We start from the raw sequence: 25,351 nt of genomic DNA, 5'->3' as shown, positions 1-25,351 counted from the left end.
CCCGGGGCGCGTAGGCTCGAGCGTTATGGCTACCGGCTCCACGATGCACACGTTCGACGTCCAGTTGGCCGACATGGATCGCGGTGTCTACGACGACTACTCGCTGCGCGTGGCGCGGCATCCGTCCGAGACCGACGCCTACATGGTGACCCGCGTGCTCGCCTATGGACTCGAGTTCACCGAGGGCATCGCATTCGGCGGCGGCATCTCGCAGACCGATGAGCCCGCCGTGCTGGTGCGCGACCTCACCGGGAAGACGACGGCGTGGATCGAAGTCGGCGCCCCCGATGCAGAGCGCCTCCACTACGGCAGCCGCCTCGCCGAGCGCACCGTCGTCTATACGCACCGCGACCCCGCGAAGGTCATGGCGCCGTGGGCCGACAAGCGCATCCACCGCTCCGAGGACCTCCGGGTCTACAGCTTCGACCCCGGCTTCATCGACTCCGCGGCACCGCTCATCGCACGCCGCAACACGATGACGCTCACCGTGACCGAGCAGGTGCTCTACCTCGACCTCAACGGCACGACACTGACCACGGCCATCCACGAGCACCAGCTCGGCTGAGCCGCACGCTCGGAAGGAGATCACGCGCTCCGTAGGAGCGATCCGACGCGTCAGCCCTTCGGAGTGAGAGATCTCCTTCGCAGGACGCGCACCCGACCGCACCGCGCATCCCTGTGCCGCAGATCGGCCGAGCAAACGACGAAGGCCCCGCCGCCGCGAATGCGGGAGCGAGGCCTTCGAACGTGACGGATCAGGCCGTGAGGTCGGCGGCGGTCGGCACGCGACCGGCGATCTCCTCGATCAGGTCGTCGTCGATGCGCGCGTTCTCGAATGGCGCGTCGATCTCCGCACGCTCCAGCAGCTCGGTCATGCGACGCTGGCGCTGACGCGTGATGAGCGTGACGACGCGTCCCGAGCGACCGGCGCGGCCGGTGCGGCCTGAACGGTGCAGGTACGTCTTGTACTCGTCAGGAGCGTCGGCCTGCACGACCAGGTCGATGTCGTCGACGTGGATTCCGCGGGCGGCGACGTCGGTGGCGACGAGCACGTTCACGCGACCCGACGTCAGGCGCTCCAGGTTGCGCGTGCGCTTGGCCTGGTTGAGGTCACCGTGCAGCGAGACCGCGGGGATGCCGGCGTCGTCGAACTGCTCGGCGAGCATGTCGGCGTAGGCGCGGGTGCGGGCGAAGACCAGGGTCTTGCCGTCGCGGTCGACGAGCGAGGTGAGGATCTCGGCCTTGTCGCGGTGCTCGATCACGAGCACACGGTGCTCGATGGTGCTCGAGTCCTGATCTTCACCGGCGACCTCGTAGACGGCCGGGTCGACGAGGAACTCGTCGACGAGTGCCGCGACCTCACGGTCGAGCGTGGCCGAGAAGAGGAGCTTCTGGCTGCCGTCGGCCGTGTGACGCAGGATGCGCTGCACGGGCTCGACGAATCCGAGCTCGCACATGTGGTCGGCCTCGTCGAGCACCGCGATGCGGCAGTCGGAGAGGTCGAGCTTGCCCTGGTTGATGAGGTCCTCGACACGACCGGGGGTGCCGATGACGATGTCGACGCCCTTCTTCAGCGCACCCACCTGACGGCCCTGCGGGACGCCACCGTAGATCTGCGTGGTGAACAGGCCGACGCTGCGGGCGATCGGCTGGATGGTCCGGTCGATCTGCAGTGCGAGCTCGCGCGTGGGAGCGAGGATGATCGCGCGCGGCGAGCGGCCGAACTCACGGCGCTTGCCCGCCTGCGACTGCAGCACGCGCTCGACGAGCGGTGCGCCGAAGGCGATGGTCTTGCCTGAGCCGGTGCGGCCACGGGCGAGGACGTCGCGCCCCTCGAGCACGGCCGGGATGCTGGCCGCCTGGATGGGGAACGGAGTCGCCGCGCCCATGCCGACGAGGGTCTCGACGATGTTGGATCCGAGACCCAGGTCGCCGAAGGTCACACCGTCGACCTCGACCGCCGCGACGGACTTGGCCTCGAGGCGCTCGTGCACGACGTCGTCCGTCGGCTCGAACTTCTTGGCGGGTGCCGCGCTCGATGTGGCGTTCCAGTCGTTACGGCTGGGTCGCTCATTGCGCGACGGCCGCCCGCGGGTGTCTGACGTCAGCGGGCGGGGACGATCGGTGCGGTACGCGCCACCGGTCGAGGGACGCGAACGCTCGTCACGCCCACCCTCGATCGACCGCTGCGTGCGGTCGCGGTCGAAGGCACGGCGTGCGCGGTCGGCGTCGTAGGAACGCTCGGCGCCGCGGTCATCGCGACGCGGGCCCGCGCCACGGTCGTCACGACGCGGGCGGTCGTCACGGTCGAAGCGGGGACGCTCGGATGCCGCGCGGTCGAAGCGCGGACGCTCGTTGCGGTCGCCCGAACGCGGCGAGCGGTCGTCGCGGTTGAAGCGCGGACGCTCGGATGCGCCGCGGTCGTCGCGCTGCGGGCGCTCGTCACGGGAGAAGCGCTGACCACCGCGATCGTCGCGGAAGCCGCCGGAGCGCTGGTCTCGGCCCGGACGTCCGCCATCGCGGTGATCGTTGTCGCGGAAGCCCTGGCGCTGCGTGCCCGCACCGCGGTCGTCGCGGCGCGGACGCTCGTCGCGCTGGCCGCCGCGCTCATCGCGGTACGTACCGGGACCGGTCGGACGCTGGCCGCCGCGGTCATCGCGACGCGGACGGTCGAAGCCCGTGGAGGAACGGTCGTTGTAGCGGGGGCGCTCGGCACGATCGTCGAAGCGCGGACGCTCGGAACCGCCGCGGTGCGGTGCCTCGCGGCGACCCGACTCCGCACGGTTGCGGATGCCACGGGCCTCATCGCGACCCGCGCGCTCCTGCGAGGACCAGCGCTGCTTGGGTGCGCCCTCTTCTGCGGGACGGTAGCCGCGGTGGCTGGCGCTGCGGCTGCCGGGACGACGGTCGACGCCGGCCGCCGGGGTGCGCCGCTCGCCGGCATCCGCTCGTCCGCCCCGCACGTCGCGGGAATCGCGGGTGTCGCGAGCGCTGTCGCGCCCACCGGCGTGGCGGTCGTGGAACGAGGTCTTGTTCGCGCCGTAGCGCGGCTCGAAGTTGGCGGAGGGGCGTCCGCCGCGGGGCTTCTTGTTCTTGGGCATGGGTGTGTCCTTCTGAGTTCTCGCACGAGAACAGCGCCGCGCACACGCGCGAGCACCCAGCGCCGGATCGGATGCGATCGGACGGGGTTCCGGACTGTCAGCGGCCGGGGCCATTCATGTGATGGTTGATTAGCGTCGAGCGACGCTCACCATCGGCCCCTGGACTCACACTTCTTACACAAAAACGTCCGCGCCATGCGCGGGTGTCCGAAGCCGACCCATCAAGTGTAGCGGTCGCACCTGAAAAACCGCCCAGCCCCATCGCGGATGCTGCTCGCCATACGATTGCGGAGTGAACTCCGCATCCCCCACCGGCACACAGGTGCACCTCCAGCTCGGCGACGTCAGCGCTCAGATCGCGCAGGTCGGCGCATCCCTCCGCTCGCTCCGCATCGGATCCGTCGATCTGATCGCCCCGTATCCGCTCGACTCGCCGACCCCCTCCTGCTCGGGCGTCGTGCTCACGCCCTGGCCGAATCGCGTCAGGGATGGAGCCTGGAACGACGAGGGCACCGAGCGGCAGCTCGCGATCACCGAGCCGAAGTTCATGAACGCCAGCCACGGGCTGCTGCGATTCACGGCCTACGCGATCGAGGAGACGGCGTCGGCGACGACGCTGAGCGCCACGATCGTGCCGCAGACGGGCTACCCCTATCTCGTCGAGACCAGTGTCACCTACGTGCTGCGTGCCGACGGGATCGACGTCACGCACGCGCTGACCAACCGTTCCGCCACTGCGGCACCGGTGGCACTCGGCACGCATCCGTTCGTGACGATCGGCGACGTCGACCCGCACGAGCTCGTGCTGCGGGTGCCGGCGCAGACCGCGTTCGACACCGACGAGCGCATGCTCCCCACGGGCACGCACCCGGCGGATGCCGCGCTGCGCGACGGAGTGCGCATCGGCGATGTGAGCCTCGACACCGGATTCACCGACCTCGACCGTGATGCCGACGGGCTGGTCCGGCACTCGCTGACCGCCCCCGACGGTCGGCGACTCACCCTCTGGCAGGGCGCCGGGTTCGACTTCGTGCAGGTCTACACGACCGACAAGTACCCGGGCCAGTCCCTCGCGGTGGCGATCGAGCCCATGACCGCGCCCGCCGACGCGCTGAACAGCGGTGTCGGCCTGCGCCGCCTCGCCCCCGGTGAGACCTGGACCCTCGACTGGGGCATCACGCTCGACTGAGCTCGGCGGCGCCCGCTCCACAACTCCGCCGGAAACGGCTGACGCCCGCCCGGAATGAAGTTCCGGGCGGGCGTCAGACTCCGTCGTGCGGAGGACGGGACGGCGAGGGCGGCTACTCGCCGCGCTCGCGCAGCTCCCGGCGCGTCAGCTGATTCGCGTGCGGCAGCGACGAACCCGATTCCGCCGAGCCCGATTCCGACGTGCCCGCGCCGGCCAGCGCCAGATCGCCCGAAGGACGAGGGCCGTCCGAGGGGTCCGAGTCGCCGTTCGGTGCAGAGCCGTCGTCGCCCGACCCCGCCTTGCGGGCGCGTCGACGCTCCTTCGCACCCTCGACCAGGTTGTAGAGCGTCGGCAGAACGATCAGCGTCAGAACGGTCGATGAGATGAGTCCACCGATCACGACGATGGCGAGCGGCTGCGAGATGAACCCGCCGTGCCCGGTGATGCCGAGTGCCATCGGGGTGAGCGCGAAGATCGTCGCCAGCGCCGTCATGAGGATCGGACGCAGACGCTTCTCGCCACCGGCCTTCACCGCATCGATCGTCGACAGCCCCTTCTCGCGATACTGGTTGACGAGGTCGATGAGCACGATCGCGTTGGTCACCACGATGCCGATGAGCATCAGCACACCGATCAGCGAGGCGACGCCGAGCGGCACACCCGTGACGATCTGCAGCAGGATCGCGCCCGTGGCCGCGAACGGCACAGAGACGAGCAGCAGCAGCGGCTGACGCAGCGACTTGAACGTCGCGACCATCACGACGTAGACGATCAGGATCGCCGCGAGCATGGCGAGCCCGAGCTGCGAGAACGAGTCGGCCTGCTGCGAGGCGACACCGCCCACCTCGGCTGACGCACCGTCAGGCAGGTCGACCGCGGCCAGCGCCTCGGTGACCGACTGGGTCGCCACGGCGAGGTTGTCGGATGCCGGGGGCACCGTGATCGTGGCGGTGCGGCGTCCCTGCTCGGTGGTGATGGAGGTCGGGCCGTTGCGCTCCTCGACGGTCGCGATGTCCTGCAGCTGCACCACACCGGTGGCACTCGGGATGGTGAGCTCACGAAGCGCCTGCGCGGTGGCGGGCGGCTCGGATGCGGCGAGGTAGATCGTCAGCGCGGTGTCGTCGATCTCGACCGTGCCCACCTGCTGGGGGCGCATCGTGTTCGAGACGATGGATCCGACGGCGACCTCCGACAGTCCACGCTGCGCGGCGGCGTCGCGGTCGACGACCACGGCCAGGTACGGCAGAGCCGCAGCGAGGTTGTCGGTGACCTGTCCGATGCCGTCCCGACCGTCGAGCTCGTCCACCACGGCGGTGGTGGCGGTCTGCAGGTCTTCGGAGTCGGATGCCGAGACGGTGATCTCGATGTCGCTCGAGCCGAGTCCGGCGGAGGCGGCGACCGACACCTCACCGACGTCGGTGAGGCCCTCGATCGCGTCCTGGACGTCGGCTCGGAGCTTCTCCTGGTCGGCATCCGCGTCGGTGAGCACCGAGTAGGTCACGCCCGCTCCGCCCGAGAACGCGTCACGCAGGGCGGATCCGCTCGAGCCGATCGAGGCCTGCACGTGGGTGATGCCGTCGATGTCGAGCAGTGCGTCCTCGACGGCGATCGCCGCCTCCGACTTGGTCTCCAGGCTCGCGGTCGGGCCGAGGTCCTGCGTCACCGTCATGGTGTTCTGACCGGAGTCGCTGAGGAAGTTGATCTTCATGAGCGGTGCGGCGGCGAGCGTCGCACCGAGCACCACGACGGCGAGCACGACGGTCAGGCCGGAGTGCTTCAGCGTCCAGCCGAGGATCGGACGGTAGCCCTTCTGCAGTCGCGTCGGCGGAGCGTCCGGGTCCTCCGGGTCGATCTGCACGCCGTTCTCATCGAGCAGCGGCTTTCCCGGGCGGAGGAACCAGTACGCGAGCACCGGCACGATGGTCAGCGAGACCAGCAGCGACGCCACCATCGCGATCGACACGGTCATGGCGAACGGCCGGAACAGCTCGCCGACCATGTCGCCGACGAACACGATGGGCAGGAAGACGGCGACCGTCGTGATGGTCGAGGATGTGACTGCCATCGCCACCTCGCGCACCGCCAGACGGATGGCGTCTCCCTTATCGGCATCCCCCACATAGTGCCGTTTGATGTTCTCGATCACGACGATCGAGTCGTCGACCACACGGCCGATCGCGATCGTGAGCGCGCCGAGGGTGAGGATGTTCAGCGAGTAGCCGAACGCCTGCAGCCCGATGAAGGTGATGAGCACGCTGGTGGGGATCGAGATCGCCGTGACGAGCGTCGAGCGGATCGAGAGCAGGAACACGAGGATGACGATCACGGCGAAGACGAGTCCGAGCAGACCTTCGGTGGCGAGCGTCTCGATGGACTGCTGGATGAACGGAGCCTGGTCGAAGATGATCGTGAACTCGGCGTCGGGGAAGGCCTCGCCGATCGTGTCGAGCGCGGCGATGACACCCTGCGACACCTCGACGGTGTTCGCGGCCGGCAGCTTGGTGATCGAGATCGAGAGGGCGTCCTTGCCGTCGACGCGCGAGATCGACGAGATGGGGTCGCTCTCCTGCACCACCGTGGCGACGTCGCCGATGCTCTCGGTGGTGCCGACGAGCGGCAGCGCCGCGAGTTCATCGACCGAGGTGATCTTCGCACCGGTCTGGACGGTGAGCGTCTGGCCGTTCTCGGTGATGTCTCCGCCGGGGAACAGCGTGCCGTTCTGCTGCAGCGCCGTGGTGATGGCCTGCGTGCTCTGACCGATCGCCGCCAGCTTCGCGACGTCGGGTGTGATCGTGATGCGCTGGCCGACGCCGCCGATGATCTCCGCGGCGTTGACCCCGTCGACGTCTTCGAGTTCGGGGATCGCGACGCTCTGCAGTTCGGCCTGCGCGTTCTCGGCGTCCTCGAAGCCGGTCACGGCGACCTGGATCACCGGGAAGTCATCGATCGACACCGTCAGCACCTGTGGGCTCACGTCTTCCGGCAGCTGCCCCGAGATGCGGTTGATCGCCTGCTGGATCTTCTGCTCGGCGGTCGCGAGGTTGGTGCCGTAGGCGAAGGTGGCCTGCACGATCGAGGCGTTCGTCGTGCTCGTGGCGGTCGTGCCCTCGAGGCCGGGGACACCCTGGATCGCCGACTCGATGGGGGTCGAGACGTCGTTCTCGACGACCTCGGGCGAGGCGCCGGGGTAGGTCGTCATGACCATCAGGTTGGGCAGCTCGAGCGACGGGATGAGCTCCTGCTTGAGGTTCGTCAGAGCGAGCCCGCCGAACACGGCGGCGACGATCGTGATCAACGCGATCAGTGCGCGGTTCTTCAGACTCAGGACGGCGAGGTTCGACAAGGCGGATTCTCTCTCTGCGGGTCAGGCGGATGCTGCGGCGGTGGGTGCGGAGGTGGACGCCTGAGGAGTGAGGATCCCGGCGAGGGCGTCGCGGATGAGCTCTTCGTCGAGCGGCTCGTCGTGGATCTGAGAGTGCCAGAGTACGCCGTCGATGAAGACGGCTGCGGCCCTCGCTCTGTCGACCCCGTGAACGGGCGCGATGAAGCCGACGATCTCGTCGGACCACAGTCGCGCGAACTGCCGGACGCGCGGGTCATGCACCGCGGCGGTCACGACGGCGCGGTCGGCCTGGACTGCGCGCGCGTCCTCGAGCCCGCGGCGCACGAGGCGCGCGAGCCCCTCTGGCGTCACTCCCTCGATCACGACGGCCCGTCGTGTCGCGTCGATGCGCGCCTCGATCTCGGCGGCCAGCGCTCCGATCGCCGCTTCACGCAGATCGTCGAGCGTGGCGAAGTACTGCGTCGTCGAGCCCAGCGGCACTCCGGCCCGGGCTGCGACCTTGCGGTGGGTGAGTGCGTCGACGCCGATCTCGACGATCAGCTCGGCTGCCGCGGTGATGATCTCGCGACGGCGCGCTTCAGGATCGCGGCGGCGGCGCGTGCCATCGCTCATCCTGACCCCCAGCGCGATCATTCCTGTACGGGCGTACATGTACGTTTGTACATTCTGCATCGCGAAGCTGAGGGTTCGCCCGGATCCCGGCGTCCACGGTCAGAGCGTCGAACCGAGCGCCAGCCCGAGACCAGCGGCGATCAGCCCGAGCAGCAGCATCCCGATGGCGTTGACAGCGGATGCTCTGCGCTGACCGTCTCGCCACAGCACGACGGTGTCGAGCATGGCGGTGCTGAACGTCGTGTACCCGCCGAGAAGACCGGCCCCGACCACGAACGACTCGGACGGCAGTGCCGTGGTCAGCAGGCCCAACGCGAACGATCCGGTGAGATTGACGACGAGGATGCCCCAAGGGAGGCGGCGTCCGACGACCTTCGAGACACCGAGGTCGATGACGTACCGGAGGAGGGCTCCCACCCCTCCGGCGAGCGCGGCCGCGACGAACAGCAGCGGAGTCATGCCCTCCCTCCCGCAGGGAGCGTCGGTCGACGCGGGCGTCCGAGTCGCAGGCCCGCCGCGGCGGCGGCGAGTCCCAGGACCAGACTGGCGGCCGCATACGCGAATGCGAGCACCGGGGCGTCGCCCCAGAGCGCGACCGTTCCGGTCATGAACGCGCTGTAGGTCGTGAAGCCGCCGAGCACGCCCGTGCCGAGCAGCAGTCTGAGCTCCGTGGCGCCGGGCAGGCGCGCGGCGAGAACGCCGATCAGGAGCGATCCGAGCACGTTCACGACGATGGTCGCGAGAGGCACGCCCCCGACATCCGGCATCAGCAGACCGATCGCGAGCCGAGCGGCGGTGCCGATGCTCCCGCCGACGAAGACGAGGAGCAGGCGGCGAAAGGTCACGCGGCAACTCTATCCGCGCCATTGCAACGCATCCCTCGAATGTCAACCCGTTGGGCGAAGCCGGTCGGCAGGCGAAGACTGAGGCCATGAAGCCACTGTGGAAGCTCGACCGGACCCCGCCCATCGGCACACCGTTCGACCCCGGCGCACGACACGACGTGATCATCGTGGGTGCAGGCCTCACCGGCCTCAGCACGGCGGTCATGCTCACGCGCGCCGGTCTCGACGTCGCGGTGATCGAGGCGGGATCCGTCGCCGAGCTCGCGACCGGCGGCAACACCGGCAAGCTCAGCCTGCTGCAGGGGAAGCGTCTCGCCGAGATCCGCAAGCACCACTCCGCGGCGCTCGTGCAGGCCTACGTCGAGGGAAATCGCGAGGGCATGGACTGGCTGGTCGGCTTCGCCGATCACGCGGGAGTCAGCTACGAGCGGCGGATAGACCACTCGTACGCGCAGGACGCCGGCGGCATCGACTCGGTGCGCGAGGTGCACGAGGCGGCGCGGGAGGCGGGCCTCGAGACCAGGATGCTCACGCGACGAGAGCTGGCCGGTGCGGCCTTCCCTGCGGCGGGAGCCGTGGCGCTCGACGACCAGGTGACCATCGATCCGGCACTCGTCACCCACGCGCTCGCGGACGAGCTTCTCTCCGCCGGAGGAACCCTGCACACCGGCGTCCGGGTCACGGCGACGCATGCGCTGCCCGACCCGCGAGTCGAGACGCCGCTCGGCCCGATGTTCGCCGATCACATCGTGATCGCGACCGGGTACCCGATCCTCGACCGGGGACTCTACTTCGCGAAGATGCGCGCCTTCCGCTCGTACTGCGTCTCGTTCCGCCTCCCCGGCGGCGTGCCGGACAGCACGTTCATCTCGGTCGACAGCCCCACGCGCTCGATCCGCCCGGTGTCGGATGCGGACGGCCCCGGCGGTCCTGCGCGACTGGTGGTCGGCGGAAACGGCCATTCCGTCGGCCGCTCGGACGGCGAGACCGCCGCGATCGACGATCTGGTCGAGTGGACGAGGCGGTACTTCCCGGATGCCGAGGAGACCCACCGCTGGTCCGCCCAGGACTATCAGTCGAACAACCAGATCCCGTTCGTCGGCGCCATGCCCCGGGGTCTCGGCCGCATCCGCTTCGCGACCGGGTACGCCAAGTGGGGCCTGTCGAACGCCCCCGCCGCCGCCCTGCGTCTCACCGCGGAGATCCTCGGTGCGAACTGGCACGACCGACCGTCGTGGATGGTCAAGATCGGCACGAGGCTCACCGTGCCGGCCGATCTGGCCCGCGGGGCCATCGAGGGCGCCAAGGTCGCCGCCGCCGCGACGACCGGGTGGGTCGACGCCGAGCGTCGCCCCGTGCCGGCCCCGAAGCCGGCAGAGGGCGAGGGCGTGGTCGCGAACCGCAGCGGCCGACCCGTGGGCATCTCGACGGTCGACGGCGTCACTCGGGCCGTCTCGGCCGTGTGCCCGCACCTCGGAGGCGTGCTCGACTGGAACGACGCCGAGTGCACGTGGGACTGCCCGCTGCACGCCTCGCGCTTCACGGCGGACGGCACGCGCATCGAGGGGCCGGCGCTGCAGGACCTCAAGCCCCTGCCCCGCAAGGTCGGCGGCTGAGGCTCAGCCCGCCGTCGGCGCTCCAGCGCCCGGCGGCGGCGCGTCCCATCCCTGCTGCGGCTGGTCGCAGTTCTCGCGGAACACATACTGCGAAGCGAGCTTGCGCTGATGGCTCGACCAGTCGATGGCCGGGCGGCGCTGCTCGGGCGGCAGATAGCCGAGGCGGTACACCGCCATGAGCTCGAGGTCGTCCGGCACGCGCAGCAGCTTCACGATCTCGTCCCACTGCCCAGGGACCTCCATCGGGAACGAGATGAACTGGATGCCCATGCCGAGCTCGACCGTGGTGAGCCAGACGTTCTCCATCGCCGCGCCCATGCTGAACACCGAGTAGAACGACGACAGCTGGCCCGGTCGGTACTCGCTGCGATCGAGCATCACGCCGAGCAGCAGCGGCGATCCCGCGACGAGCTTGTGATTCTCCTCCCCGAGGGTCTTCGGCACCCCGAACGTGTTCATCAGCTTCTGGCCGCGCTTGGTGAACACCTGACTCGTGAACGGGCGAAGGGCCGCGGGGAGCTTGTCGAACAGCATCCCGCTGCGCTTCTCCTCCATCTCGGCCTGGCTGAAACGGAAGTACGGCTTGTAGCGTTCGAAGAACGTGCCGTTCGACATCGCCTCGGTCATGCTGTCGCCCGAGATGCGTGCGATCTTGTCGATCGTGTCGCGGTTCTCGACGACCACGAACCGCCACGGCTGGCTGTTCAGCTGCGACGGCGCCCGACCTGCCGCCTCCAGCAGGATGCGCTGATGCTCCTCCGATACCGGGTCGGGCAGGAAGGGCCCGTTCGTGGTCTTGCGGCGGCGGATGGCGTCGAGCAGTTCCATGCGTTCACTTCCGGTCGGTGGCGAGGCGCGAGCAGACGAGGCCCGCGACGATGAAGGGGGCTGCGGCGAGCGCGACGAGCGGATGCCGTCGGCTGTGCGTGCCGAGATACGGGATGGCGGCGAGCGGTGCGGCGGCGGGCGCGAGCGCCAGGGCCGCGCGACGGCTCGCGCGCTTCGGCCGGCCCCAGAGGATCGCCGAGAACGCGGCGGCCGAAGTGGCGCACGTCGCGATGTAGATCGCATGGTGCAGCCAGCGGAAGCTGCTCGTGTCGATGAGTCTCGCGGCGACGGCCGAACCGAGGGCGACGTTCGCGGTGTAGGCGACGGCCGCCGCCGCGAACAGCGGCGCGGCATCCGTGCGTCTGCGTCGGTGACCCATGCCTTGACCCTACGCCCACCTCCGGCATCCGCTCCCGGCCTTGATCCGGTGTCCGCACCTGTGCAATGCCGTGACTCCCGTGCGGGGTCGAGAACGCATCGGAATCGGGTGATTCGGATGCGCTCTCGACCCCGCGGCGACCGACGAAGGCGGTGCAGCGGGTCACAGGTTGCCGTCCGCGTAGATGCGGAGCGCGTCGCGGACGAACTCGGCGCCCTGCGTTCCGCCGGCGGACGTGGCGTAGTTCGCGCCGAAGCGCGGGTCCGCGACGTACATCTCGCCGAGGCCGATGACGTACGCCTTGACGTCGCCGCCGGGCACGGCCGCGGGAGTGCCCGGGATGCCGGTCAGCCACTCGACGTGACGGCGGGCGATGTCCTGAGCCTCGGCGGACGCCGGATCGATGCCGCTCTCGGCGGCAGCTGTCCAGTCCCGGCCGAGGTCGGAGACGCGCTGCTGCCAGTCGGCGCGATCGGCGTCGGTCATCCCGCGCCACCAGCGGTCGCTGTCGGCGTAGGTCTTCCGACCCCAGCGCTGCTCGACCTCCTCCTTGTAACGGGTGTGGTCGAAACCGTCGAACATGTTCTCTGCCATGAGTTCTTCACCTCCTCTCAATGCGTTGATGGTGTTCTCGACCGACGCGATCTGCCGCGCCAGTCGGTTCTGTTCCTCGCGCAGCAGCTCGAGGTGCGTCTCCAGCGCGGATTCCTCGCTCTGCCGTGCGTTCACCGGGTCGAGCACCTCGGCGATCTGCGGCAGACCGAGTCCGAGCTCGCGCAGCAGCAGAATGCGCTGCAGGCGCACGAGCGCCGCCTCGTCGTAGTGCCGGTAGCCGTTGTGCGCGATGCGCGAGGGCGGCAGCAGGCCCACGTCGTCGTAGTGACGCAGGGTTCTGCTCGTGGTGCCCGCGAGACGGGCGATGTCCTGGATCGACCATTCGCGACCGGCCATCTCGTCCTCCTTCCCTGGAACTGATGATGACTCCACGGTAGAAGTTGACGCTGCGTCAATGTCAAGTGAATCCACGCATGTCAGCATTCTGCACTCGAATGACTAGCTTTCGTGACGCAGCGATGACAGCCTCCGTGTGTAACGACAAAACGGAGGTGGACAGATGTCCCTAATGGCGGCAATGGAGCCGATGCTGATGAAGCGCCGCGCACAGGACGCACTGGATGAGGCGATCCTGCGTCTCGATGCCTGGTGGCTGGTGGTGATCGCGGCGATTCTCGTGTTCGGCGTCGCGTTCCTGGCAGCGCTGGCGCTGTGGTGCTTCTTCAAGGCGGGTGGCAGGCGCTTCACCGGCAACTGGCAGTGGGGCAAGAGCGGCGTCTCAGTGTGGATCGAATGCGTCTAACCCCTCGTCGCTTCCGGACATCGACCCCGATGTCCGGAAGCGGCGGCTTCGCACCGGACCCGCGCGTCCTCCTCGACGTCTCATCGGTCTCGTTCGCCTACTCGAAGCGCGCTCCGGCGCTCCGTGATGTGTCGTTCGCGATCGAGCGCGGCGAGAAAGTGGGTCTCGTCGGACCCAACGGATCAGGCAAGTCGACGCTCATCCGCCTCACCGCCGATCTGCTGCAGCTCGGCCAGGGGAGCATCCGCATCACCGGGCGCCCTCATCAGGACCGCGCATCGCGCGAGCAGCTGGCTTTCATCGCGAGCAACGACTATCTGCCGCAGTTCCTGACCGGGCGCGAGTACCTCGATCTGATGCTCCGCCTCTATCGCCACCGTGCCGACCCGACCAGGGCCGACGAACTCCTCAGCCGCTATCAGATGGAGGCGCGTCAGTTCGACCTCATCGAGGACTACTCGCACGGCATGCGCAAGAAGATCCAGCTCATCTCGACGCTTCTGCTCGAGCGCCCGCTCACGATCATCGACGAGACGCTCAACGGCGTCGACGTCGATGCGCTCTTCGAATTCGAGACGGATGCATCCCGGATCGGAGGGGCGAAGGGGCTGCTGCTGTGCAGCCATGACTTCCGTCTTCTCGAGGCCGTGTGCGACCGCATCATCGTGCTGCGTCGCGGAGAGATCGCCTTCGACCTCCCACTCCCCCGCATCCTGCGCGAATTCGGCTCGGTCGACTCCCTCGTCAAGACCGCGATCGCGCAGCCGTCGAGGGCGGTGGAATGACTCCCGCCCTGCAGCTCGCCGGCTTCCTCTCGGTGTTCCTCGTGAGGCGCATCGCTCGTCGGGGCGTGCTGCGCCTGCCGTCCGTGCGCTGGACGATCGCTCTCGCCGGTCTCGCCGCTTTCGTCGGCTTCTGCGCGTTCGGGGTGGTGATCCTCCGCCAACTGATCAGCGAGCCCGAGCAGCTCTCCCCGCTTCTGCGCGTCGTCGGCGTGTCCACCCCGCTGTGGATCCTGACGGTCTTCACGGTCGTGCGCGTGCTCTTCATGAAGGCGAGCGATCTGGTCGAGCTCACGTTCTCGTTCCCCCTCACCAATCGGGCGCGAACGCTGGGATTCATGCTCTTCGAGTCGCTGGTCGTGGGCCTCGGCGTGATGCTCATGCTCGGCGCATTGGTCACCGGCACGATCTCGATCGGCGGATTCGGGATCCTCGATCAGGTCATCACCTGCCTGGTCATGCCCTCGACCGTCGCCTATCTCGTCGCGAGCGTCTACTACCTGGGCCTCGAGCGACTGCTGCTGCGTCTGCGGCTGGCGAGGCTCCGGGCGTTCCTCGTGCCGGTGGTGCTGGCGGCGACCCTCGTCGCCCTCTACCTCGGCGTGTCGACGCAGTCGGAATCCGTGCTCTTCGCGGCGGTCGGCCAGGGCGACGACTACTTCGCGGTGCAGCTGCTCTTCGCCGACATCGCCGCGAGTCACGGGACCATGGCGGCCACGGGCATCTGGCTGGCCATGCTGGCGCTGCTGGTCTGCGCCGTCTTCGCGATCGCGCCTCGGCAGTTCGATCCGACCCGTCGCTTCGCGATCGTGCCCCGCCTGTTCGGCCCCACGGAGTTCGGCGCGTACTTCGCCGCCCACATCAGGGGAATCGAGACGGTGACGGTCTGCGGCATCTCCCTCGCAGGCTCCTACGCGCTCTTCCTCGCCGACATCCGACTCCCGCCGATCCTGCTGCTGGCCGTCACCGTGCAGTCCGTGTACGCCTACGTCTCGACGGAGCCCCTGCGGGCGTGCGGTCCGCGCCGTCATGGTCCAGGCATGCGGTACGTGCTCGTGATCGGACCCCAGCTGGCGACCCTCGCGATCATCGCACCTCCGATCAGCATCCTGTCCGCTCTCACCGGGGCGAGGCTCGACGAGATCCTCTCCGTCGTCGGCTTCGCGGTGTCGAACGTCATCGTGCTCACCCTCGCCGGCATCGCCTTCCCGCCCGAGAAGGGCAACCCCTTCTCGGTCATCGCGGGAGCCGCCGTCGCCGGCCTCGTGACGGGCACGATCATGCTCGGCACCAACCTCCTGGGTCTTCCCCCACAGTTCACGGTCGGAGTGATGCTCGCGCTCACCCTGATCGCCGCCGCACTCTCCATCGCAGGGATGGACAGGATAGAAAGGACCTCTCGTCATGAAGTGGTTGTTTAGGGCCGCCATCAGCGTCGTCGGAGCGCTCGTCGTCATCGCGGGATCCGCCGTCACGGCCGCGATCTGGCTGATGTTCAGCGGAGGATCCGCCGAGGGCCGACGCCTGGGATTCTTCGACTCGGTCTTCGTCGACGTCCGGCAGAGCGCCGAGGGCGCGGTACAGCTCGGCACCGGCATCAACGATCCCCTTCCACTGATTCTCGGAATGATCGTGGTCGCCGTATTCATCCTCGCCGTGTTCGTCGTGCACGACGGCCTTCTCGAACGGAAGAGGCAGCTCCTCGCCGAGGCCGACTGACATGTGGTCGGTCAGTGCGTCGCGCATCGATGGGGTTCTGGTCTGCCGATGGCTGCTGCTCGCCGCCTGGCCGATGAACACCGTGTTCGCGGTTCTGCTGACCGCGACCGTCGCTCTGGGCGCGATCACCGGGCAGCCCGCGATCGTCGAGGCCGCACTGATGATCGCAGTCCACTACGCCGCCGGCCTCGGCGGGTCGTTCGCGCTGCATGAACTCGGGCACCTCGCCGTGCTGTCCCGGGCGACCGGCGTCACGGCGATCACGCTCGAGCGCTCGCTGTGGAGGACGTCGATCAGTCCGCACGGCCGAGTCGGCGACCGGGACGCCGTGCTCGCCGCCCTCGCGGGTCCTGGCGCGTGCGTCGTCGTCGGAGCCGCCCTGTGGCTGCTCGCGCCGGGACTCCAGCTGCACGGGTGGTACCTGGCGCATGCCGTGTTCCTCATTCCGGTCTTCAACGACGGCCGGATCCTGTGGTCCGTCAGTCGGGCTCGCCGCACCGCCTCCTCGCGGGCGGTCGAGTGACGCCAACCGATATTCTTCATCCGCTCGTCACACGTTGTGGCCCCACCATCGCTACGGTCGACACGTGCCCGAATCACACTCCGCCATGCATCCGCTCGCCCTCGCTCCGGTGATCGCTCCCCCGAGCACCGTCGACGAATTCGTGAAGCGATTTCTGCACAACCTCAATCTCGAGCGCGGCGTCGCACTGTCGGCATCGAGCGCGAACGACCGCTATCTCGCGCTCGCGCACACGGTGCGCGACTACCTGATGGCTCGCTGGCTCGAGGATCTGCGTCACCAGAAGGAGACGCAGGCGAAGGGCGTCTGCTATCTCTCGGCGGAGTACCTGCTCGGTCGCCAGCTCGACAACAATCTGCTCGCGGCCGGCCTCACCGACATCGCCGACGAGGCCCTCGCCGCGTGCGGCGTCTCGCTCGACGACCTGCGCGCGCACGAGGTCGAGCCCGGTCTCGGCAACGGTGGGCTCGGGCGCCTCGCGGCCTGCTTCGTCGACTCGCTCGCCACGATGGGCGTGCCCAGCATCGGATACGGCATCCGTTACGAGTACGGGATCTTCCGACAGACGTTCGTCGACGGCCAGCAGGTCGAACAGCCCGACTCCTGGCTCACGCTCGGTTCGCCGTGGGAGTTCGCCCGTCCCGAAGACGCACAGACCATCGCGTTCGGCGGCCACACCGAGAAGTACGACGACGACGGCATCACGCGCAGCCGCTGGGTGCCGGCGTGGAACGTGCAGGCGGTGCCGTACAACTACATGGTCCCTGGGTTCCGCAACGGGTGGGTCAACACCCTGCGCCTGTGGAGCGCCGTCGCCACCAGCGCGTTCGACCTGCGCATCTTCAACTCCGGCGACTACGAAGAGGCGGTGCGCGCGCAGACCTACGCCGAGACCATCTCGAAGGTGCTCTACCCCGAGGACTCCACGCCGCAGGGCAAGGAACTGCGTCTGCAGCAGCAGTACTTCTTCGTCGCCGCGTCGATCCACGACTTCCTCGACAACATGCTCGCCGACGGCTTCGAGCTCGCGAACCTCCCCGACCGCGTGATCTTCCAGCTCAACGACACGCACCCGGTGATCGCTGTGCCCGAGTTCATGCGGGTGCTCGTCGACGAGAGGCATCTCGAGTGGGATGCCGCGTGGGCCATCACGCAGCAGTGCTTCGCCTACACGTGCCACACACTGCTTCCGGAGGCGCTGGAGGTGTGGCCGGTCGAGCTGCTCGGACGCCTGCTGCCCCGCCACCTCGAGATCATCTATCGCATCAACGACGAATTCCTCGTCGCGGTGCGCGAGCGGTTCGGCGATGACGAGATGCTCGTGCGCAACATGTCGATCATCGCGGAGCACCCGGTCCGCTCGGTGCGCATGGCATACCTGGCGACCGTCGCGGGCGCCAAGGTCAACGGCGTCGCCGAACTGCACTCGCAGCTGCTGCGCGACAAGGTGCTGAGCGACTTCGACGCGTTCTTCCCCGACAAGTTCACGAACGTGACCAACGGCGTGACGCCGCGGCGCTTCCTCCGCCTCGCCAATCCCGAGCTCTCGTCGCTCATCACCGCGGCGATCGGCGAGGGCTGGACCACCGATCTGGAACGCCTGCGCGAACTCGAGCCCTTCGCCGATGATGCCGAGTTCCGCGCCGCGTTCGCCTCGGTGAAGGCCGCCAACAAGCGCCGCCTGAGCGACGTGCTGCGCGAACGCGACGGTGTCGAGATCAGCGAAGGCCACATGCTGGATGTGATGGTCAAGCGCCTGCACGAGTACAAACGTCAGCTGCTCAAGGTGCTGCACATCGTCACCACCTACGAGGGGGTGATCTCCGGACGCCTCGCAGTGTCGGATGTCGTACCGCGCACCGCGATCTTCGGGGCGAAGGCGGCTCCCGGCTACGCGATGGCGAAGCGCATCATCCACCTCATCAACGCGGTCGGCGAGGTCGTGAACACCGATCCTCGGCTGGAAGGCCGCCTCACGGTCGTCTTCCCTCCGAACTACAACGTGACGCTGGCCGAGCGGGTCATCCCCGCCGCTGACCTGTCGGAGCAGATCTCGCTCGCCGGCAAGGAGGCGTCGGGCACCGGCAACATGAAGTTCGCGCTGAACGGCGCGCTCACGATCGGGACGGACGACGGGGCGAACGTCGAGATCCGCGAGCTCGTCGGAGACGACCATTTCTATCTGTTCGGCATGAGCGAGCCCGAGGTCGAGGCGCTCAGCATCCGCGGTTACCGGCCGCAGGAGTTCTACCAGCACGACGAGGGACTCCGCCGGGCGATCGACCTGATCGCATCCGGGGCCTTCTCCCGCGGCGACCGCTCGGTGTTCGAGCCGGTCGTCTCGAATCTCCTCTACGAAGACCGCTTCATGGTGCTCGCCGACTATGCGTCGTACATCGAGGCACAGAGCAGAGTGGATGCCGCGTACGCCGACCAAGACGCGTGGAACCGCTCAGCGATCCTCAACGTCGCCCGCACCGGCTTCTTCTCGTCCGACCGTTCGATCCGCGATTACATCGACCGGGTCTGGCACACCCCGCCTCTCGTCTGAGGCGTCCTCCCGGGCTGTCTCCTGTGTTTCAGGCCCGGTCGTCCAGACCGTGTGCAGGACCGAATCGTCCAGACCGTGTGCAGGACCGAATCGTCCAGACTGTGTGCAGGACCGAAGCACGTCTGCAGGAACATCCCACACGGATTCTCCTGCAGACGTGCCGCGATCCTGCAGACGGGATGCTCGGAACACCCCCTTGACAGAGTCGAGATATATCGTGTTACTCTGTGCAGACACGATATATCGTGATCCCTCGAACCAGGAGAAGCAGACATGACCGAGAAGTGGCTCATCGCCCCCGGCGAAGAACGCGTCATCGATATCGAGAACGTCACCCGACTGAAGATCGGCCTGGTCGGCGGTCAGGTCGATGTCATCGCACACGACGAACCCGGCATCCGCATCGAGGTGCACGGCGTCACGACCAAGGACCTCCGCATCGAGGCGAACAACGGCGAGGTCGAGATCGACCACCCGCAGCTCGGCTGGGACAACTTCCTCGAGGTGTTCCGCAACTTCGGATCGGGCGGCCCCAAGGCCGAGGTGAGCGTCGCCGTCCCCCGCTCGATCGCCCTCAACCTCGGCGTCGTGAGCGCCGGAGCGCTCGTCTCGGGCATCCGCAACGACGCCCGCCTCAACACCGTCTCGGGCGACCTCATCGTCGATACCCTCATCGGCGACCTGACCGTCAACTCGGTCTCCGGCGACGTGCAGGTGCGCGGACTCACGGGATCGATCAGCGCGAACAGCGTCTCGGGCGATGTCGCAGTCACGGGCACCATCCGTCGCGCGACCGTCGACATCGTCTCGGGCTCGACACTGGTCGACGCCGCAGGCGACGTGAACACGATCAACGTCAACTCGGTCTCGGGCGGCACCACGGTGCGCCTCGACGAGTCGCTCGCTGCGAACTACGTCATCCGCTCGCTGAGCGGGCGACTGCTGATCGACGGCGTCGAACGCGGCTCCTCCGGCATCAACAACTACACCGGCTCGACGGGCGAGCTCGCAGGACGCTTCGTCGATCTGCGCGCCAACTCGGTCTCCGGCGGCGTGACCGTGCTGCGGCGCACGCCCGAGTCGATCACCGACGATGCGGAGTGGGAAGCATGAGCCCCGCAGTCTTCTCGCACGGCGACCTCAGGCTCTACCTGCTCTCGCTGCTCGCCGAGGCACCGCAGCACGGCTACGGGATCATCCAGGCACTGACCGATCGCACGGGCGGCACCTACACGCCGAGCGCCGGCACCATCTACCCTCGGCTCGCCAAGCTCGAGGAAGAGGGGCTGGTCACCAAGACGGTCGACGGTCGCACCACGATCTACGCGATCACGGATGCGGGACGCGCCGAGCTGGCATCTCGCGAGGGCGACCTCGCCGGAATCGAGGCCGGCCTGACCGACTCGGTGCGACTGATCGCCAACGAGGTGCGGCAGAGCGTCAAGGAGGCCATGAAGAGCCTCCGGGCCGACCTCGCCACGGCGGAGAAGGACGACCGCGCCGCATCCAAGTCCCGTCCGCGGACGGCAGGCGACGACGAGCGCATCGTCACCCGTGAGGAGCTGCACCGAGCGGATGCCGTCATCAATGCCTTCCGCGCACGCGTGCGCACCGACCTCCGCACGCATGTGGCGAAGGGCGGCACGCTGCCGGCATCCGTCGTCTCGCAGCTGGAGGACGGCCTAGACGCCGCGGCGCGAGGCATCACCACCGCGCTGGCGTCACTCGGCCGCTGAGCTCAGCGGCTGACGCCTGCCGAGACGCTCGAAGCCCCTCCCGTCACACGACGAGAGGGGCTTCGGCCGTTCGCATCCCCAGGAACTCAGCGAGGGATGCCGAGACCTACTCGGTCCAGATCTCGGGCTGCTCGTCGGGCACGGGCTCCTGCAGCGGCACGACGAGCACCGACCGGTGCTGGCGGTGCGCGAGGCGGGCAGCGACGGACCCCGTGAAGAACTCGCGGATCGACTCTCCGATGCCGCGCTTGCGTGTGCCGACCACGATCAGCTGGGCGTCGAGCTTGTTCGCCAGCTGTTTGATGGCGAGGGCCGGATCGCCCACGAGCTGCCGGGCCGTCCATGTCAGGCCCGTTCCGTCGAGGGCCGCAGCCGCCTCCGCCTGCACGGCCTCGAACTCGGCCGTGCCGGCATCGAAGTTGATGTCGATGGGCGCCGAGTGCACGTAGCCGTCGGGGTCCTCATAGGTGACGAAGCGCGTGACGTCGACGTGTGCGACCACCAGCGGCACGCGGAGGAGCCGCGCGAATCGCGCCGCCTCTTCGATCACCCGTTTCGGCTGACCCGGCTGCATCCCGACGATCACGGCCTTCTGCAGTGTCGCGTTCTGCGCGGCCTCGTCGGAGGGCGTCGAGGTGTTGTCGGTCATGAGGATCGCTCCCTTCACCAGCTGCCAACGGGCCAGTGCGGTCTGGCCGCGTGCTATTCTGAATGCTACTCTTACCGGCCCTCAGCCGGTGTCGTGAATGACTCGGGCCAGTCGTTGCCCGCAGCTTAACTCGTGAGGGGGTCTCAGGCATGGGCCGTGGCCGTCAAAAGGCGAAACACACCAAGATCGCCCGCGAACTGAAGTCGTTCAGTCCGTCGGTGAACTACTCGGCGCTCGAGCGCGAACTCGCGCACCCGAGCGACGCTGAAGACGCATACGTCGACAAGTGGGCCGACGAGTATGCAGACGAAGACGAGGACGAACTCGAAAAGGCCTGACCGCCTCTTCGCTCGTCATCGATTCCCCCGTGCACCGCACGGGGGTTTCGTCGTGTCCGAAATCCCGGAACTCTCGGCATCCACGCCGGGCTCGTGACGGACGGACACCGCGTGCCCTGAGAGGATCGACCCATGGCCCGCGTCGTCTCCCTCTTCCGTCATCCGATCAAGGGCTTCACGCCCGAGTCGGTCGAGTCCCTCACCGTGCAGCCTGATGGGCGCATCGCCGGCGATCGGGTGCTGGCGTTCCGCTTCGCCGACGCGATCGCGCCGGAGTCTCGTGACGGACTCGACCACTGGCCGAAGGCGAAGGGACTCTCCCTGCAGGACTTCCCGGGCCTCGCGGCGTTGCGCACCGACTACGACGACGATCGGCAGCGCGTGCGGATAGAGCACGAGGGTTCGGTGCTCGTCGAGGCGGGACTCGATGACTCCGGTCGTGGCGAGCTCGCGGACGCGGTGACCGAGTTCGTGCTCGCGAGCCCGGAAGGCCGGCGGATCCGGCGCCCCGGACGACTGCCGCTCGTACTCGTCGGCGACGGTGTGACGTCGAGGTTCCAGGATCGTGCCCGCGGCTACGTCTCCGTGCACAGTCGTGGCAGTGTCGACGCACTGAGCGACTCTCTCGGCTTCGGCATCGATGACCGCCGGTTCCGCTCCAACGTCGTCATCGACGACGTCGCCCCCTGGTCGGAGCTCGACTGGGCCGGCGAGCTGAGCATCGGCGAGGTGACGTTCCGCACCGCGGGGCCGATCGTGCGCTGCCTCGCGACACACGCCAACCCCGACACCGGCGTTCGCGACGCGAAGGTGCTCACGACCCTCACGAGCGCCCACGGTCAGGACGAGCCGACTCTCGGCCGACTCCTTCTGCCGCCGCAGGACCCGGCCGATGCGTCAGCGCCGTGGGTCGGCGGCACGATCAGCGTCGGCGACGAGGTGCGAGCGCACTGACGGACCTCGGGCCCACGCCGATCCACCGGCGCCCCTTCACCGCCGCGAGTCACCAGCGACCGTGGCGACGCTCCCAGTCCTCTTCGATGGTGCGACGTCGACCGGCGATCCATCCGGCGGGGATCACCGCGATCAGAACCCCCGCGAGCACCCACAGGGGAATCTCCCAGCTGTCGGTCATGTCGTGCAGCAGGCCGATCAGCAGCGGGAACACCGCGGCGACCGCGTAGCCGATGCTCTGCACGAAACCGCTGAGCGCCACCGCGCTCTCGGGCGTGCGGGCCCGGATGCTGAGCAGCACGAGGGCGAGCGGGAAGAGCCCGGGTGCGAGGCCGTAGAAGACCACCCACAGCGGCAGCGCCACCGTGGGCAGGAACAGGAATCCGAACAGCCCGATGAGCCCGCACGCGATCGAGATGAAGAACACAGGACGGGTCGCCTGGAACCGGACGATGAGAATGGGCACGAGCAGAGAGCACGGCAGGCCCATCAGTCCGAACAGCGAGAGCAGCAGCCCCGCGTTCGCCGGCGAGACCCCGCCCACGTCGATCATGATCGACGGCAGCCATGCGAAGGAGACGTAGGCCAGCGTCGACGACGACGCGAACACCAGCGCGATCGACCAGGCCATGGGCAGCCGCCACAGCCGACCGAAGACCCGCGGGTTGGCGGGCGTCGTCGCGATCGGTCCGGTCGCCACGGATGCTGCGTCGTAGCCGTCGCGCTCGATCTCGGTCGCGGCGGACTCCGTACGCGCGGGAGCCGAGGCGACGGCATCCGCCCGGCTCGTGACGAGCATCGCCACCCAGGGCACGAGCGCGATCGCGGCGAACACGCCCCACAGCCCCAGCGACACCCGCCACCCGGCCGAGTCGGCGAGCGGCACTGCGACCAGCGGCGGCACGAACGTCGACACCGCCATCGTGGTCGAGTAGACCGTCATCATCAGGCCGAGGCGATCGGGGAAGTACTTCTTCACCAGCGGCGGCAGCAGCACGTTCCCCGAGCCGACGCCCGCGAACACCACTGCCGTCGCGGCGAGCAGCGATGTCGAGTCGACGGCGAGGCTGCGCAGCAGCAGCCCGGCGGCGATCAGGGCGATCGCCACGACGGCCACGCGCTCGAGTCCGAATCTCCGCTCGAACAGCGGCGTCAGCAGCCCGAACACCGCGAAGCACACCGGCGGCGCGGCTCCGATCAGGCCGACGACGACCGACGAGACCGGGAAGTCGTCGGCGACGTGGTCGAGCACGGGCGACAGCGACGCCACGGCCGAGCGCAGCGAGAACGCGACCAGCACGATGCCGACCAGCGCGAGCGCACGGCCACGCCAGAGCGGCTGCGCACCCGAGGTCACGAGGTCTGCGACCCCTCCACCCAGGCCAGGTACTCGTCGGAGACCGTGCCGGTGACGTACCGGCCGTCGAAGCAGCTCATGTCGAGGTCGCTCAGCACGGATCCCTCGGTGATCGCAGCCTTGAGGTCCTCGACCTCCTGATACACCAGGTGATCACAGCCCAGCTCGGCGGCGATCTCGGGGATCGTCCGGCCGTGGGCGATGAGCTCGTGACGCGACGGCATGTTGATGCCGTAGACATGCGGGTGACGCACCGGCGGAGCCGCGGAGGCGAACGTCACAGAGGTGGCACCGGCATCCCGGGCCATCTGGATGATCTCCTTCGACGTGGTCCCGCGCACGATCGAGTCGTCGATCAGCAGCACGTTCTTGCCCTGGAACTCGGTCGACATCGCGTTCAGCTTCTGACGCACGCTCTTCTTGCGCACGGCCTGCCCGGGCATGATGAAGGTGCGGCCGACGTAGCGGTTCTTGTAGAAGCCCTCGCGGTACTCGATGCCCAGCTTGCGGGCGACCTCCATGGCGGCGGGCCGGGACGAGTCGGGGATCGGCATGACGACGTCGATCTTGTCCATCGGCACGTGCTTCGCGATCGTGTCGGCCAGACGGTCGCCCATGCGCAGGCGCGACTCGTAGACCGAGACGCCGTTCATGACCGAGTCGGGTCGGGCGAGGTAGACGTACTCGAACGCGCAGGGCGCGAGAGTGGTCTCCTTCGCACACTGCCGGCTGTGCAGCTCGCCCTCGTTGGTGATGAAGATCGCCTCACCGGGCTCGACCTCGCGCACGACCTCGTAGTCGGCGTTCTCGAGCACCAGCGACTCGCTCGCCACCACCCATTCGTCGCGGCCCTCTGCGCCGGGGACGGTCGAAGGACGACGACCGAGGATCAGGGGACGGATGCCGAACGGGTCGCGGAACGCGAGCAGACCGTAGCCCGCGATCACCGCGATCACGGCGTACGCGCCCTCGATGCGCTCGTGCGTGCGCTCGACGGCCTCGAAGACGCGCTCGGCGTCGAGGTCGACCGTCGACGTCGTGTTCTGCAGCTCGCCGGCGAGGACGTTGAGCAGCAGCTCGGTGTCGCTCGACGAGTTGAGGTGACGGCGGTCGCGCTTGGCCATGTCGGCCGTGAGCTCGCGCGTGTTCGTCAGGTTGCCGTTGTGGATGAGGATGATGCCGTAGGGCGCGTTCACGTAGAACGGCTGCATCTCCTCTTCGTTCGACGCGGTGCCCTTGGTCGCGTAGCGCACATGACCGAGGCCGACGTTGCCGAGGAGTCCGCGCATGTCACGAGTGCGGAACGCCTCGCGGACCATGCCCTGCGCCTTGGCGTTGTGCATCACGCCGTTCGCCTCGGCGGTCGCGATTCCCGTTGCATCCTGACCGCGGTGCTGCAACAGCAGGAGTGCGTCGTAGATGTCCTGATTGACCGGGGCAGAGCCCACCATTCCGACGATGCCGCACATGGA

24 protein-coding genes are annotated in these 25,351 nt (G+C 68.3%); 13 read left to right on the top strand and 11 right to left on the bottom strand.

What is annotated here, in order from left to right; genetic code table 11:
• Positions 1–25: 25 nt before the first annotated feature.
• A complete protein-coding gene (locus tag AB0P11_RS02355) occupies positions 26–565 on the top strand; it encodes a YaeQ family protein (RefSeq protein ID WP_363519407.1) in 540 nt (179 codons plus the stop codon).
• A gap of 190 nt (positions 566–755) precedes the next feature.
• Here AB0P11_RS02355 and AB0P11_RS02350 read toward each other — a convergent pair whose 3' ends face one another.
• Complete coding sequence (locus AB0P11_RS02350) at positions 756–3,101, bottom strand: DEAD/DEAH box helicase (protein ID WP_363519404.1); 2,346 nt, start codon at positions 3,099–3,101, stop codon at positions 756–758.
• Between the two features lie 292 nt (positions 3,102–3,393).
• Here AB0P11_RS02350 and AB0P11_RS02345 point away from each other — a divergent pair, with 292 nt between their 5' ends.
• Positions 3,394–4,290: an aldose 1-epimerase family protein gene (locus AB0P11_RS02345; protein WP_285363844.1), complete on the top strand. Its 897-nt coding sequence runs from the start codon at positions 3,394–3,396 to the stop codon at positions 4,288–4,290.
• A 112-nt stretch (positions 4,291–4,402) separates the two neighbouring features.
• On the opposite strand, the gene AB0P11_RS02340 is transcribed toward AB0P11_RS02345, so the two are convergent.
• The 4 genes from AB0P11_RS02340 to AB0P11_RS02325 all read right to left on the bottom strand — a co-directional run bounded on the left by AB0P11_RS02340 (position 4,403) and on the right by AB0P11_RS02325 (position 9,090).
• Positions 4,403–7,633, bottom strand: a complete 3,231-nt coding sequence (locus AB0P11_RS02340) for an efflux RND transporter permease subunit (protein WP_320489699.1) — start codon at positions 7,631–7,633, stop codon at positions 4,403–4,405.
• Between the two features lie 21 nt (positions 7,634–7,654).
• Positions 7,655–8,245, bottom strand: coding sequence for a TetR family transcriptional regulator (locus AB0P11_RS02335; protein ID WP_285363842.1), 591 nt, complete (start codon positions 8,243–8,245; stop codon positions 7,655–7,657).
• 99 nt (positions 8,246–8,344) lie between these two features.
• Entirely contained in the window at positions 8,345–8,704 is a 360-nt protein-coding gene (locus AB0P11_RS02330) for a CrcB family protein (protein ID WP_056276557.1), read from the bottom strand.
• A complete protein-coding gene (locus tag AB0P11_RS02325) occupies positions 8,701–9,090 on the bottom strand; it encodes a CrcB family protein (protein ID WP_072590646.1) in 390 nt (129 codons plus the stop codon). Before AB0P11_RS02325 ends, AB0P11_RS02330 begins: the two co-directional genes overlap by 4 nt.
• 86 nt (positions 9,091–9,176) lie before the next feature.
• Between AB0P11_RS02325 and AB0P11_RS02320 the strand changes: the two genes are divergently transcribed.
• Entirely contained in the window at positions 9,177–10,706 is a 1,530-nt protein-coding gene (locus tag AB0P11_RS02320; protein WP_363519397.1) for an FAD-dependent oxidoreductase, read from the top strand.
• A gap of 3 nt (positions 10,707–10,709) precedes the next feature.
• On the opposite strand, the gene AB0P11_RS02315 is transcribed toward AB0P11_RS02320, so the two are convergent.
• The 3 genes from AB0P11_RS02315 to AB0P11_RS02305 all read right to left on the bottom strand — a co-directional run bounded on the left by AB0P11_RS02315 (position 10,710) and on the right by AB0P11_RS02305 (position 12,864).
• Positions 10,710–11,534, bottom strand: a complete 825-nt coding sequence (locus AB0P11_RS02315) for a nitroreductase family protein (protein WP_053098629.1) — start codon at positions 11,532–11,534, stop codon at positions 10,710–10,712.
• A gap of 4 nt (positions 11,535–11,538) precedes the next feature.
• The gene (locus tag AB0P11_RS02310) at positions 11,539–11,913 is read right to left on the bottom strand and encodes a hypothetical protein (RefSeq protein WP_053098628.1); all 375 of its coding nucleotides are present in this window, start codon (positions 11,911–11,913) and stop codon (positions 11,539–11,541) included.
• 162 nt (positions 11,914–12,075) lie between these two features.
• Positions 12,076–12,864, bottom strand: a complete 789-nt coding sequence (locus tag AB0P11_RS02305) for a MerR family transcriptional regulator (RefSeq protein ID WP_056276545.1) — start codon at positions 12,862–12,864, stop codon at positions 12,076–12,078.
• A 196-nt stretch (positions 12,865–13,060) separates the two neighbouring features.
• Between AB0P11_RS02305 and AB0P11_RS02300 the strand changes: the two genes are divergently transcribed.
• The 8 genes from AB0P11_RS02300 (at position 13,061) to AB0P11_RS02265 (ending at position 20,581) form a co-directional block, all read left to right on the top strand.
• Positions 13,061–13,270 (top strand): hypothetical protein, encoded by a 210-nt coding sequence (locus AB0P11_RS02300; protein ID WP_198032368.1) that lies wholly within the window; start codon positions 13,061–13,063, stop codon positions 13,268–13,270.
• On the top strand, positions 13,261–14,055 hold the full coding sequence (locus AB0P11_RS02295) for an ABC transporter ATP-binding protein (RefSeq protein ID WP_363519391.1): 795 nt from the start codon (positions 13,261–13,263) through the stop codon (positions 14,053–14,055). Before AB0P11_RS02300 ends, AB0P11_RS02295 begins: the two co-directional genes overlap by 10 nt.
• On the top strand, positions 14,052–15,473 hold the full coding sequence (locus AB0P11_RS02290; protein WP_363519388.1) for a hypothetical protein: 1,422 nt from the start codon (positions 14,052–14,054) through the stop codon (positions 15,471–15,473). Before AB0P11_RS02295 ends, AB0P11_RS02290 begins: the two co-directional genes overlap by 4 nt.
• Positions 15,457–15,771 carry a hypothetical protein gene (locus AB0P11_RS02285; RefSeq protein ID WP_285363833.1) on the top strand — a complete coding sequence of 105 codons (315 nt, stop codon included), beginning with the start codon at positions 15,457–15,459 and terminating at the stop codon, positions 15,769–15,771. The genes AB0P11_RS02290 and AB0P11_RS02285 overlap by 17 nt, the downstream gene beginning before the upstream one ends.
• Before the next feature lies 1 nt (position 15,772).
• Positions 15,773–16,294 carry a hypothetical protein gene (locus AB0P11_RS02280; protein WP_285363831.1) on the top strand — a complete coding sequence of 174 codons (522 nt, stop codon included), beginning with the start codon at positions 15,773–15,775 and terminating at the stop codon, positions 16,292–16,294.
• 85 nt (positions 16,295–16,379) lie between these two features.
• Entirely contained in the window at positions 16,380–18,845 is a 2,466-nt protein-coding gene (locus AB0P11_RS02275; RefSeq protein ID WP_363519948.1) for a glycogen/starch/alpha-glucan phosphorylase, read from the top strand.
• Positions 18,846–19,118: 273 nt separating this feature from the next.
• On the top strand, positions 19,119–19,958 hold the full coding sequence (locus AB0P11_RS02270; protein ID WP_053098620.1) for a DUF4097 family beta strand repeat-containing protein: 840 nt from the start codon (positions 19,119–19,121) through the stop codon (positions 19,956–19,958).
• Positions 19,955–20,581, top strand: a complete 627-nt coding sequence (locus AB0P11_RS02265) for a PadR family transcriptional regulator (RefSeq protein WP_053098619.1) — start codon at positions 19,955–19,957, stop codon at positions 20,579–20,581. Before AB0P11_RS02270 ends, AB0P11_RS02265 begins: the two co-directional genes overlap by 4 nt.
• A gap of 106 nt (positions 20,582–20,687) precedes the next feature.
• Here the strand turns inward: AB0P11_RS02265 and AB0P11_RS02260 are convergent, their stop codons facing one another.
• Positions 20,688–21,230 carry a universal stress protein gene (locus AB0P11_RS02260; RefSeq protein WP_053098618.1) on the bottom strand — a complete coding sequence of 181 codons (543 nt, stop codon included), beginning with the start codon at positions 21,228–21,230 and terminating at the stop codon, positions 20,688–20,690.
• 149 nt (positions 21,231–21,379) lie between these two features.
• Between AB0P11_RS02260 and AB0P11_RS02255 the strand changes: the two genes are divergently transcribed.
• Positions 21,380–21,568, top strand: coding sequence for a DUF3073 domain-containing protein (locus AB0P11_RS02255; protein ID WP_042537993.1), 189 nt, complete (start codon positions 21,380–21,382; stop codon positions 21,566–21,568).
• 132 nt (positions 21,569–21,700) lie between these two features.
• Complete coding sequence (locus AB0P11_RS02250; protein ID WP_363519382.1) at positions 21,701–22,522, top strand: MOSC N-terminal beta barrel domain-containing protein; 822 nt, start codon at positions 21,701–21,703, stop codon at positions 22,520–22,522.
• A gap of 49 nt (positions 22,523–22,571) precedes the next feature.
• On the opposite strand, the gene AB0P11_RS02245 is transcribed toward AB0P11_RS02250, so the two are convergent.
• Both AB0P11_RS02245 and purF read right to left on the bottom strand, forming a co-directional pair.
• On the bottom strand, positions 22,572–23,879 hold the full coding sequence (locus AB0P11_RS02245) for an MFS transporter (RefSeq protein ID WP_363519379.1): 1,308 nt from the start codon (positions 23,877–23,879) through the stop codon (positions 22,572–22,574).
• Entirely contained in the window at positions 23,876–25,348 is a 1,473-nt protein-coding gene (gene purF / locus AB0P11_RS02240) for an amidophosphoribosyltransferase (protein ID WP_053098615.1), read from the bottom strand. Before purF ends, AB0P11_RS02245 begins: the two co-directional genes overlap by 4 nt.
• Between the last annotated feature and the right edge of the window lie 3 nt (positions 25,349–25,351).

The organism is Microbacterium sp. NPDC079176, from assembly GCF_040686675.1.
Taxonomy (GTDB): domain Bacteria; phylum Actinomycetota; class Actinomycetes; order Actinomycetales; family Microbacteriaceae; genus Microbacterium.
The sequence above is the reverse complement of the archived record's forward strand: the minus strand, read 5'-3'. Positions and strand labels throughout refer to the sequence as shown.